Source organism: Thiorhodococcus minor (assembly GCF_010820565.1).
GTDB lineage: Bacteria > Pseudomonadota > Gammaproteobacteria > Chromatiales > Chromatiaceae > Thiorhodococcus > Thiorhodococcus minor.
The window spans coordinates 20,791-31,177 of sequence record NZ_JAAIJQ010000068.1 but is presented as its reverse complement, the minus strand read 5'-3'; the positions used below and the strand labels follow the sequence as shown (position 1 = coordinate 31,177).

The window sequence follows — 10,387 nt, the reverse complement described above, 5'->3', positions numbered from 1 at the left end:
GCGCTAGAGCGGATTTTCCTTGCTTGAGCAACAAGACGCACTCGTAGGGTGGACAAGCGCAGCGCAGTCCACCAACTCCGGAGCGGGCTCTGGCGGACTTCGCTCTGGAGACTGTGAGAGTATCCAAGCGCACCGCGAAGATCGCAGATTGGTGTAGAAACTATGCAGGGCCACGAGGGTCATCCTCCAACGAGTGGTTCAAACAACACCGGAGGAAGCGCTATGCGCCCTGAGACCCAAGTGACCCTGCCCAGAGACGATACGACAACCGAGGCGCGCCTGTACATGGCGATCGAGATGGCGGAGAAGAGCTGGAAGCTGGTCTTCAGCGACGGTGTGGTCAAGCCCAACGGACAACTGCGCCTATCGCAGACGAGCGTGCCAGGCAATGACTACCTCGCCGTGGGTGAGGCCCTCAAGCGGGCCAAAGCGCGCTTTGATCTGCCCGAAGCGGTGGTGGTCATCAGCTGCTACGAAGCGGGCCAGGACGGCTTCTGGCCACATCGGCGCCTGGCGGAGCTGGGGGTGGAGAATCGCGTGATCGACTCTGCCAGCATAGAAGTCAACCGTCGCCATCGCCGTGCCAAGACTGACCGTCTGGATGGGCGCAAGCTCGCCGAGATGTTGGTGCGTGCCGAGCGTGGTGAGCGCGGGGTGTGGCGGGTGGTCAACGTGCCGAGTGTCGAGGCCGAAGACGCGCGTCGCCCGCACCGCGAGCTCGAGCGCATCAGGAACGAAGAGAAGCAGCACCGCACCCGCCTACGCTCCTTGCTGAAGCTGCACGGCGTACGCCCCGCGGTCATTCCCGGTGGGCGCGGCTGGGAGGGCTATCTCAGCGAGCTTGAGCGAATCCTGCCGCCGGCGGCATTTGCCGAGATTCGCCGCGAGAGTGCGCGCCTGGCGCTGGTGAAGAGCCAGCGGCGTGCTCTTGAGGGTGAGCAGCGCGAGCGCCTCGCCGCGGCCGAGCAGGACGACACCCTCCTGCAGCAGATCCTGATCCTATCGCTGCTCAAGGGCGTCGGGCGCACCAGCGCCTGGCTGTTGGTGATGGAGTTCTTCGGCTGGCGGGAGTTTAAGAACCGCCGCCAGGTCAGCGGCTGCGCCGGGCTCGATCCCACGCCCTACGACAGTGGCGAGAGCCGCCGCGAGCAAGGCATCAGCAAAGCCGGCAACAAGCGCATCCGCTGGCTGATGGTCGAGCTGGCCTGGAACTGGCTCCGCTACCAGCCCGAGAGCGCCTTGAGTCAGTGGTTCGCACAGCGCTTCGGAGGCGGCAGTGCGCGCCAACGGCGCGTGGGGATCGTCGCGCTGGCGCGGCGGCTGCTGGTGGCCTTCTGGCGTTATCTCGAGCACGGGATCGTGCCGGAAGGGGCGCAGTTGAAGGCGTGAGCCAGGGCGACGAGCCGCGCTCGCCTCACGCCCCAGAGCACCCGCGTCGCGGGAGGGTTTGAGCATTGCCTTGCAGGTTTGGTGAAAGCGCCCGGGGCCCAACCTGGTGGCCACAACAGACCACCGTTTTCGTAGAAGGGGCGCTTTCCAATGGGTCAGCCAGCGCGTTCAACGCGCATGCGGTTTCTGGTGACTGGCGATGACCGGCACGGATAGAAGGTGGCGTACGCTCTGTCGTGAGCGTCCCCTCCAGACCCGCCAAGCACGCGCGTAGGCCGATGATGATGACACCGACCGGGACAGGGCGCGAGAGAGGCACTTTGGCGTGAGGATGGGCTCGGCGATGAGCGCTCGGCAGCGCCATTCGGTGCAGCGGCGTGATGCCGAGCACCGCGCGGGCGGACTGCGTGTGGATCACGCGTGAATGCCGCGAGCGGACGTGTGGACAAGCCGGGGACAACCCGCTTGAAGCGGGTTGCCCCCACCTTGCCCACACTCATTCACCCGTGACCCACACTTCGCCGCACTGGCCAAAGCGGTTATCCGATAACGCCTGCGGCGCAATCACAACAGGTGATTGAGAAGAGGGAATTCTTGGGATGGGACCGGTCTCGACAGAGGGCGTGCGCGCCCGCGACGAGCAATCCACCGCTCCGTGACGACGACGAGGACGGCGATCAGCAACAATATCGACAGCGGAGGCTTGACACGTGAATCCTCATAGAAGGTTGGGCCGACGCAGGAGGCCTAACAATCAAAGCGTTAGGCTAGCCGCCATGTTGGGCTTCGTACCTCAGCCCAACCTACGCAGAGTTTCTTCACAGTCTCTCTGGCTCGTCCACCCTACGATGACTTCTGCTGCTTGGCATCTGCGCTCGGCCAGCGGCGAGCAGCGCATTGCGATGACGGACCGCGGGCCCTATCCCTGTCAGACGTGGGCAAAGGTCACGGCTCAGTATGTCACCGCGGACCTCCCGGTCGGCCTCGGCGACCTGCGCTATTTCATCGAGGCCGAAGACCGCCGCGGCAATGTCTCGCGGGGTGCGCTAGAGCGGATTTTCCTTGCTTGAGCAACAAGACGCACTCGTAGGGTGGACAAGCGCAGCGCAGTCCACCAACTCCGGAGCCGGCTCTGGTGGACTTCGCTTTAGCTCGTCCACCCTACGGCGACGATCGGTATTCATGGGGATACAGAATGACCTGGGCAGCCGATAGGCGTACTCCTCTTTTTCCACTTCTGCTGCTTGGCGCGCTTTCGCTTTGCTGCCTCCCGGCGCTCGCCGAGAAGCCCGCGATCGCCGTCCTGGACTTCGAGCTCAACGACCTGACACCGCTTCCAGGCGGCCCCGAGGAGGTGAGCCGGGCGGCGGCGATCCGTGGGCTTGTGGAAACGGCGCTCCGAGAGACGGGCAAGTATGAGATCCGCCCGGTCGACGACGTCGTCTCGCATGAGGCCAACGTCTCCTTCGGCTATCTATACGACCATCCCGACAAGGCCGCCGCGCTCGGCAGAGGCTTCGGCGCCGACTGGATCCTGGTCGGGCGTCTGCACAAGCCGAGCTTCCTCTTCGCCTACCTCATGGGGCGGCTGGTGGAGACGCGGAGCGGCGACGTGATTGCGGACCTGGTGGTAGAGGCCAAGGGTCAGACGGAGCCCGTGACGAGGCGCGGCGCGATCCGGCTGGCGAAGCAGGTCGACACCGCGCTGGATCTGGAGCTCGGCCTCGAGCCGGCGCCGCCTTGAGGGGGCCCGAGACGCCAAAGCGACCGCATGACATCGCCTTGGGCCGCCTACCCCGGCCCAACCGACGAGCCGAGGCTATACTTGCCGGATCAGCTCAGGAGACATCCAATGGCGACACAGCCAAGACCCTATTACAGCTTCGAGGATTACCTCGGCGCCGAGCGCGATTGCGTGGACGAGAAGCACGAGTATGTCGCCGGCCAGGTCTTCGCCATGACCGGCGCCTCCTTCGATCACAACCTCATCACGACCAACGTCGCAGGCGAGCTTCGTCAGCAACTGAAATCGCGACCTTGCCATGTGCTCTCCAATGACATGCGCCTGCGGATCGAGGCAGCGGACGCCTGCACCTACCCCGATGTCCTGGTCCTCTGCGATCAGCCCAAGTTCCACGACGACCGCCGCGATGTCATCACCACGGCGACGCTCCTGATCGAGGTCCTCTCACCCTCGACGGAGGCCTACGACCGAGGCGATAAGTTCGCCCTATACCGCACCCTGCCCGACCTCGCGCAGTACGTCCTCATCACCCAGAACCGCATCTCCGTCGATGTCTTCACACGACAGCCGAACGACAACTGGCTCCTACGTGCCTACACGGATTCGGACGGACCGATTCGGCTGAGCGCCATCGGCTGCGACCTGCTCGCCAGCGAGATCTACGCCGGCGTCGACCTCAATCGCACAGCATCCGACGAAGGCGCGCCCCGGCCCTAGCGCACGACCGTAGCAGCGAGCCCGAGCCCGGCCCCCAGGGCCAAGCCCCCGCAGAGCGCGATCAATCGCAATGCCTGGCGCAGATGACTGGCATCGAGGTCGGCGGGCCAGTCCGGGTCGCCCATGTAGTCTTGGGTGACCAGGTTGCCGCTGCTGTAGATCGGGCCGATCAGCCGCACCCGCAGCGCCCCGGCGCAGGCCGCCTCGCTCCAGCCCGAGTTGGGGCTGGGCAGCATCCCGTGGTAGTCCCGGGCCGCCCGCATCGCCAAGCGCGGATGCAGGCGCAGCAGCGCCGCCGCAACCGCGATCAAGGGGACGGACAATCTGGCGGGAATCCAGTGGACGAGGTCGTCCGAGCGCGCGGCAGCCCAGCCGAACTGGGCATAGCGGGCGTTCTGGTAGCCGACCATCGAATCCAGACTGGATACGGCCTTGACGAGGATGAGACCAGGCAGCCCGAAGAGACAGAGCGCCCAGAGCGGCGTCAGCACCCCGTCCGTAAGGTTCTCGGAAAGGCTCTCGATGGTGGCCCGCACGACACCGCCGCGGTCGAGACGATCCGTGTCGCGGGCAACCAGCATCCCGACCTGGCTGCGCGCCTTCGCCAGGTCGTTCAACGCCTTCAGCACCCGCTCGCCATGGACCAGAAGATCGCGCATGCACAAGAGGCTGTACGCGATGAAGACGTCCCAGAGCCAGACGAGCCTGGGATCGAGCGAGCCCAGACCGACACGCACGCCAAGCCAGACCAGCAAGGCTCCGCCGATCACCAGCAGCCAGTGAGCGATGCCGCCGCGACGACCGTCCCAACCGATGGCGAAGAGCACACGCTCGCAGACCAGACTCCAGGCGCCCATGAGTCTGACTGGATGAAGGCGATAGACCGGGTCGCCAAGCAGTCCGTCCAGAAGGAAGGCGATGAGAACGAGGGCGATGTGCCCCGTCAGCTCCATCGGGCCGAGAGGCCTGCACTCGGGACCGCCAGCACCCCTAACGCTTTCGACCGACTGGCCCCAGACGACGCGACTGACAGACGGGCGGAGCGCGGTCGCAGCGCGGTTGGTGGGAACATCTAGAAGTCACTCCTGATGACTGGAATCATTCGGAATAGCTGCGGTCTTTAGACTAAGGCGGTTCCAAGGAAATGTCATACCAGAGAGAGCCGAAACGCGCGCTTGATGACTCGACCGAGCCGCTTCGGATCGGGTTGGCCGCTCGATCCGTGGGAGCGGGGCGCCGCCGCGACTGTGGTGGTCGAAGCAGACCTCGTCGCGCCGGGGCGGCGCTCCCAGGCGACGCCCGCCTAGCGCAGAGTGATCGAACTGCCTTCGGTATGAAGACTCTCGGAAATCGCCTAAGTGATGCCTCACTTGGACCGCAATCGACATGCAATCCCCGCCGGCGTAGCAGGTCGTCCCAACCTGATGCTTAGGCCACCAAACGCCAACCGGGTGATCATCATCAGGGTTGACGGCCTCGAGCCAAACATAGCCTTGGCGCGGGCGCTAAGCGCGCGTAACATCTCGACGTCACCAGAGTGGATCGGACGATCATGAAGTCCCTAAAGTGGGTGGTCATCAGCTTTACCGTCGCGGCACTCCTCGCGGTCATCGTCTCAGGATCCTGGATCCTGACCGAGAGCGCGCTGCAAGCAACGTCCGGAGAGGCCTTCTGCTCCACATGCCACAGCATGACGCCATTTGCCGAGACCTATGCGGCAGACGTCCACGGCGGCAACAACCCGAAAGGCCTCGCCGCCGCCTGCGCGGATTGCCACCTGCCGCACGACAGTGAGTCGGGCTACCTCATCGCCAAAATGAAGACAGGGCTCTACGACCTCTGGGCCGAAACGCTCACGCTCTTCAAGGAGCCGGACTGGCTGGCCAATCTGGAGCGCCGCGCGCAGTTCGTCTATGACTCCGGCTGCGCGAGCTGTCATTCGCGTCTCGCGGAGGCGCAAGGTCAGACGGAAGCGGGGCAGTTCGCCCATCGCGCCTACTTCGAGGGCGGCACCATGAAGTGCGTCACCTGCCACGACCGCGTCGGGCATGCGGGCCTGCGGGACCGTCTCGCGTCCGGCACTGCGTCACCGGACGGCGATGACGCCGAGGCCGGAAACGAGGAGACCTCCCAATGATCCTGCCGCCTCGCCTCAAGACCTTGGGGCCGCTCATTCTGCTGACGCTCTGCGGCCCGGTGCACGCCCTCGATGGAGAGGCTGCCGCCGGCAAGCAGATCTACGACGAGCAGATGTGCAATCTGTGCCATCGGCTGGCGGGCGAGTCGGGCCCCATGGCGCACGTGGGTGGATCCTTGGACGGCCTCGCGCAGAGACGGGACGCGGACTGGATCCGGCGTTATCTCAAGAATCCGCAATCCGTGATCCCGGAGTCCCAAATGCCACCGTCGCCGCTGACGGATCCGCAGATCGACGACCTCATCGCCTTCTTGCTCTCGAAATGAGCCGAGCATCAGGGTTCTCTCATGCCCGGAAGCGACGTTCAATGCCCCAGCTGCGGCACCCGGATGCGCTGCACCCGGGATAACGTGGAGACTTGCGATTGCGCCACCCTACGGTTCCCAGGGCAGATTCTCGCTGAGATTCAGGCACGCTATTAGAGCTGCCTCTGCTCTGCCTGTCTGGCCGCCTTGAGCACCCAGCCGGGTGCCGCCTCGACTCGCGATGACTCCGCCGTTCGGGGCGGCGAATAGCCCTCTGGCGGTTTTTGGCGGCCGGTTGTCACGTTACAATGGCGCTTTAAGCTCTGGCACCGCCAACTCCGGCGGTGTTTTCTCTACGTGTCGATCGACCACGAGCAAGACTCACTCATGTCCAAGAAGCAGAAGCGCCGCGCCGCGAGCAGGAGCCGCAAGCCCTCGCAGCTCCCGCCGGAAACGCTCGCGGAGCAAGCGCGGCAACATCTCGACGCCAATCGCTTTCGCGATGCCATCGCCGACTTCAAACAGCTCCTCAAGCAAGAGCCCCGTCCGGAGTGGAGAGATGGCCTCGCGGACGCCTATGCGGGGCGCGCGAACGAGCTGGCCGCGAAGGGCATGCACAAGGAAGCCATGGTCATGTGGGACAACCGCGCCGCGCTAGGCGCGGACGTGCCCCCTTCCGTCGACCACCTGATGATGCTGATTCGCACCGGCCGCTTGGAGTCTGCCCTGGATCAGCTCGCGGAATCGAGCAAGATGGCGAAGGCGGACCAGGACCGCCTGCGCTCGGCCATCGCGGCACAGACGCTCGCTCAGGGCGCCGACATCGCGGACCGGCTGCCCGCGGAGGATCCGATTCGACGCCAAGCACCAGCAGCCTCCGCGGCACTGGACGCCTATTGCGCGGGCAACGACCCGGCACTGCGCGAGGCTCTGAGTGGGATCCCCTTCCGCTCGCCCTATCGGGACCTGGCGCAGATCCTCAAGGCCCTTCAGATGCTTCCCGACAGCCCGAAGGAAGCCACCAGGGCGCTCGAGCGTGTCGCCGACGACTCTGGCTTCGCGCCGCTCAAGCAGGCCGCCGAGCTGGCGTTGCTTCCCGAATCCGCCTTTCTGAAGGAGGCGTTGCGAGCGCATGGAAATCGCATGCGGATGGCCTGCATGCTCAGAGGCTGGCCGGACGCACGCATCGCGCTGCTTGGGGAGCTCAGCCAGCTCGGCGACCACGCTAAGCCGGACGCACTCCTAGCCTTCATACACAAGCGCGGCAGCCAGCTCGGCGAGGGCTGGGCGATTCGCAAGACGCTTCGCCTGCTGCTGCCCAATTTCCCCAATAGCATACAGCGCTTCAAGGCGCTGGGTCCGCCAGGCCTCTCGGACCTGGAGGAGATCCTGATCGATTGCTGGTATTTCGAGGAGATCGAAGACCTCCATAGTACAGCCCATGGCTGGAGCGGGCTCGCCGGAGAGCTCATCTATCGGGCCAAAGAGGGCTCGGCGACACAAGAGGACAGGCTGCGCATCGCGCTGGCGCTGCGCCGCGCCGACCGGTTCAGCGACATCCTGAGCGCGAGCCCAGACGAGGATCATGTGCCTCCGCACGTCCAGCAGATGATCCTCTCCGAGGTCGAGCAGAGCCTCGACTGGGACCCCGAGGATCGCGACACCTACCTGCGGCTCATCGACTTCTACCGCGCGCGCGGCCGTGCCAAGGACGCACGCCGCATCCTCGCGGCCGCCAGCGAGCGTTGGCCCGAGGACATGCGCGTGCTTCAAGCGAGCATGGAAACGGCCATCGACTCAGGCGCCTTCAAGAAGGCCAGCACCATTGCCCGCCGCATCCTCGAGATCGACCCCATCAACACCGAGGTGCGCGATGCCTTGGTCGACGCCCATCTCGCGCATGCGCGCAAGCAGATGCTCAAGAATAGGTCCGACCTCGCGGCCAAGGAGCTGGACGCGGCGCGCGAGTGGGCGCGTAGCACGCACGCCTCGGAGCAGCTGGACATCACCGCCGGACTCAATCGGCTCGACAACGACCTAGAGGCGGGCTTGAGCGAGCTCGGACGCGTCGCCGAGCGACTCGGCAATGGGCTGGACGCTCAGGTGGCCATGGTCCTGGCCGCCGATGCCGTGCGTCGAATACCGTCCAGTTTGCTCAAATCCCTGAAGCTGAGGCAGATCACGCGGCCCGATGCCGACGACCTCCTTGCGGCGCTCGCCAGGCTGCGGCGGTTTCTCGACCGCGGCGGCAAGCCTTCCGAGCGGGTCAAGGACACGCTGAGCAAGCCACTTGCCAAGGCGGTTTGGGGGCAGCTGCAGCGTCAGGATGCAGAGTCCGCCTGCGAAACCCTGCGTCGCGCCGGCCTGGACGACGTCCGCCAGAAGGCCGCGAAGGCGGCGCTCAAGCAATGGCGCGGCGCCCCCATCTTCGAAATGCATGCCTTCGAGGCCAAGTATCCCCACGGCTGCTACGACGGCTTCAACCACGAGGTGCTGCGCCTGGAATCCGCGCTGGACCGTGCGCGCCAGGAGGGGGACACACGCACGGCCATCCGCATCCAGAACGTGCTCGACCGCTCCTTCGGGCCCTTCGGCCGCGGGCCTAGCCCCTTCCAATTCTCACCGGACGACTTCGAGCCAGAGCCCCTGATGGACGAGAGTCCTCTGGACCCATTCATCGAAATGATCGAGGAGGTTGGGCTGGAGCAGGCGATGGAGGCCATCCAAATGCCCAAGCCATTGCGCAAAGACCTGCGCAAAGTGGCGCGCGAGCAAGGCGAGGGCGCGTTGATCGACCTCCTCGATATCCTCTCCGAAGGCCTCCTGGCCGGCGGCCTGCCCGGCGGGCCTCCGCCGCCGCGGAATCCACCCCCCAAAGGCGGCAAGCCGAAGCCCGCATCCAAATCGGACGACAAGCCGGACGATGAGGATCCACCGACACAGCTGGACCTGTTCTCATGAGAGACCCCTACCTGCTCCTCGGGATTGCCGAGGATGCCGACGACAGCGCGGTCGAAGCGGCCTATTTGGCCGCCATCAAGGCCTGCCCGCCCGAGCGCGACGCCGCACGCTTCCAGGCCCTGCGACATGCCTACGAGCAACTGCGCACCCAGCGTGACCGCGTCGCCCATGCGCTCTTCGACCGGACACCGCCCGAGCCCGCGGATCTGCTCGACCGCGCCGCGCCCGTCGGGGCGCCGCGCCGGCCTGATCGGGCGCTCGTGAACAGCCTGCTGCGCGGGGAGGATTGATGGACGCGCACCTCAGGGATCAGCTCACGGCCAGCTTCCGCGACTATCTGGATGCGGCCGACGATGCGCGGCACAGCGCGCCGGACGCTAAGGCGACCCCGGATCTCTTCACGCTGCTCGCGGAGGTCTCGGCACTCAAGAACGAGGTCAAGCTGGAGTCGCGGCAGGTCAAGACGGCGCTCGACGAGTTTCGCGGACTCTTCGAGCTCCTGCGCGACAAGCAGGCGCAGCTCGACGAGGAGCAGGCCCAGCGCCGCTCGGCGGAGCGCACCAGAGAGCAGCAGGCGCAGAAGGATCTGCTGCTCGAGCTGCTCGAGGTTCGCGACCGCTTGGAGGCCGGACAGCTCCAAGCACGCCGCTTCAAGCCCGGCCTGCTCGGACGCCGCAAGGCCAAGCCCTTCGTCGCCTCCATGGCGGAGGGCATGGTCATGAATCTGCGCCGGCTGGACGAGAGCCTCACCCGCCGCGGCGTGAGCCACCTGCCCGTCGTCGGCCGCCCGTTCGACCCTCACACCATGCATGCCACCGGGGTCGTGGCAGATCCCGAGATCCCCGTCGGCCAGGTGGTCGAGGAGCTGCGCAAGGGCTTCCTGCACGGTGACACGCTCCTGCGCCCGGCCGAGGTCGTCGTCAACCGCGCTCCCGCCAAGAGCAGACATGAAAAACCTCGCCTGAACACCTAGGGAAACGGGCCGTCCTCAGGACGATCCGTTCCATCCGGTGCTGCAGGAGCCGGTGACTCTGGGAGTGTTGACCTCTAGGTCTACAGCTGTCGGCCCGGAGGCCGACACTCCCAGCACACCAGCACTGAGAACGCAATGAATCAGCCGGAATAGGGCTGTCG

11 protein-coding genes are annotated in these 10,387 nt (G+C 65.6%); 10 read left to right on the top strand and 1 reads right to left on the bottom strand.

The genetic code is table 11. From position 1 onward, the window contains the following. Nucleotides 1-222 precede the first annotated feature (222 nt). The 4 genes from G3446_RS19095 to G3446_RS19080 all read left to right on the top strand — a co-directional run bounded on the left by G3446_RS19095 (nt 223) and on the right by G3446_RS19080 (nt 3,850). Entirely contained in the window at nt 223-1,389 is a 1,167-nt protein-coding gene (locus tag G3446_RS19095; protein ID WP_164454430.1) for an IS110 family RNA-guided transposase, read from the top strand. Nucleotides 1,390-2,237: 848 nt separating this feature from the next. Continuing rightward, complete coding sequence (locus G3446_RS19090) at nt 2,238-2,459, top strand: hypothetical protein (protein ID WP_209262512.1); 222 nt, start codon at nt 2,238-2,240, stop codon at nt 2,457-2,459. A 125-nt stretch (nt 2,460-2,584) separates the two neighbouring features. Then, the gene (locus G3446_RS19085) at nt 2,585-3,133 is read left to right on the top strand and encodes a DUF2380 domain-containing protein (protein WP_164454429.1); all 549 of its coding nucleotides are present in this window, start codon (nt 2,585-2,587) and stop codon (nt 3,131-3,133) included. Between the two features lie 108 nt (nt 3,134-3,241). Next, a complete protein-coding gene (locus G3446_RS19080) occupies nt 3,242-3,850 on the top strand; it encodes a Uma2 family endonuclease (protein ID WP_164454428.1) in 609 nt (202 codons plus the stop codon). On the opposite strand, the gene cbiB is transcribed toward G3446_RS19080, so the two are convergent. Beyond that, complete coding sequence (gene cbiB / locus G3446_RS19075; protein WP_164454427.1) at nt 3,847-4,803, bottom strand: adenosylcobinamide-phosphate synthase CbiB; 957 nt, start codon at nt 4,801-4,803, stop codon at nt 3,847-3,849. The genes G3446_RS19080 and cbiB overlap by 4 nt on opposite strands. 599 nt (nt 4,804-5,402) lie before the next feature. Between cbiB and G3446_RS19070 the strand changes: the two genes are divergently transcribed. The 6 genes from G3446_RS19070 (at nt 5,403) to G3446_RS19045 (ending at nt 10,226) form a co-directional block, all read left to right on the top strand. Then, nucleotides 5,403-5,987, top strand: a complete 585-nt coding sequence (locus tag G3446_RS19070) for a cytochrome c3 family protein (RefSeq protein ID WP_164454426.1) — start codon at nt 5,403-5,405, stop codon at nt 5,985-5,987. Then, nucleotides 5,984-6,313: a c-type cytochrome gene (locus G3446_RS19065; RefSeq protein WP_164454425.1), complete on the top strand. Its 330-nt coding sequence runs from the start codon at nt 5,984-5,986 to the stop codon at nt 6,311-6,313. The genes G3446_RS19070 and G3446_RS19065 overlap by 4 nt, the downstream gene beginning before the upstream one ends. Before the next feature lie 21 nt (nt 6,314-6,334). Beyond that, nucleotides 6,335-6,469 (top strand): cysteine-rich CWC family protein, encoded by a 135-nt coding sequence (locus tag G3446_RS29225; RefSeq protein WP_164454424.1) that lies wholly within the window; start codon nt 6,335-6,337, stop codon nt 6,467-6,469. 210 nt (nt 6,470-6,679) lie between these two features. Next, nucleotides 6,680-9,253 (top strand): tetratricopeptide repeat protein, encoded by a 2,574-nt coding sequence (locus G3446_RS19055; protein WP_164454423.1) that lies wholly within the window; start codon nt 6,680-6,682, stop codon nt 9,251-9,253. After that, complete coding sequence (locus G3446_RS19050) at nt 9,250-9,543, top strand: J domain-containing protein (protein WP_164454422.1); 294 nt, start codon at nt 9,250-9,252, stop codon at nt 9,541-9,543. The genes G3446_RS19055 and G3446_RS19050 overlap by 4 nt, the downstream gene beginning before the upstream one ends. Continuing rightward, nucleotides 9,543-10,226, top strand: a complete 684-nt coding sequence (locus G3446_RS19045; RefSeq protein ID WP_164454421.1) for a nucleotide exchange factor GrpE — start codon at nt 9,543-9,545, stop codon at nt 10,224-10,226. Before G3446_RS19050 ends, G3446_RS19045 begins: the two co-directional genes overlap by 1 nt. Nucleotides 10,227-10,387: the final 161 nt, after the last annotated feature.

Coding starts and splice junctions, on each gene's coding strand:
- G3446_RS19095 (WP_164454430.1), top strand. CDS start 223: ATGCGCCCTGAGACCCAAGTGACCCTGCCCAGAGACGATACGACAACC.
- G3446_RS19090 (WP_209262512.1), top strand. CDS start 2,238: ATGACTTCTGCTGCTTGGCATCTGCGCTCGGCCAGCGGCGAGCAGCGC.
- G3446_RS19085 (WP_164454429.1), top strand. CDS start 2,585: ATGACCTGGGCAGCCGATAGGCGTACTCCTCTTTTTCCACTTCTGCTG.
- G3446_RS19080 (WP_164454428.1), top strand. CDS start 3,242: ATGGCGACACAGCCAAGACCCTATTACAGCTTCGAGGATTACCTCGGC.
- cbiB (WP_164454427.1), bottom strand. CDS start 4,803: ATGGAGCTGACGGGGCACATCGCCCTCGTTCTCATCGCCTTCCTTCTG.
- G3446_RS19070 (WP_164454426.1), top strand. CDS start 5,403: ATGAAGTCCCTAAAGTGGGTGGTCATCAGCTTTACCGTCGCGGCACTC.
- G3446_RS19065 (WP_164454425.1), top strand. CDS start 5,984: ATGATCCTGCCGCCTCGCCTCAAGACCTTGGGGCCGCTCATTCTGCTG.
- G3446_RS29225 (WP_164454424.1), top strand. CDS start 6,335: ATGCCCGGAAGCGACGTTCAATGCCCCAGCTGCGGCACCCGGATGCGC.
- G3446_RS19055 (WP_164454423.1), top strand. CDS start 6,680: ATGTCCAAGAAGCAGAAGCGCCGCGCCGCGAGCAGGAGCCGCAAGCCC.
- G3446_RS19050 (WP_164454422.1), top strand. CDS start 9,250: ATGAGAGACCCCTACCTGCTCCTCGGGATTGCCGAGGATGCCGACGAC.
- G3446_RS19045 (WP_164454421.1), top strand. CDS start 9,543: ATGGACGCGCACCTCAGGGATCAGCTCACGGCCAGCTTCCGCGACTAT.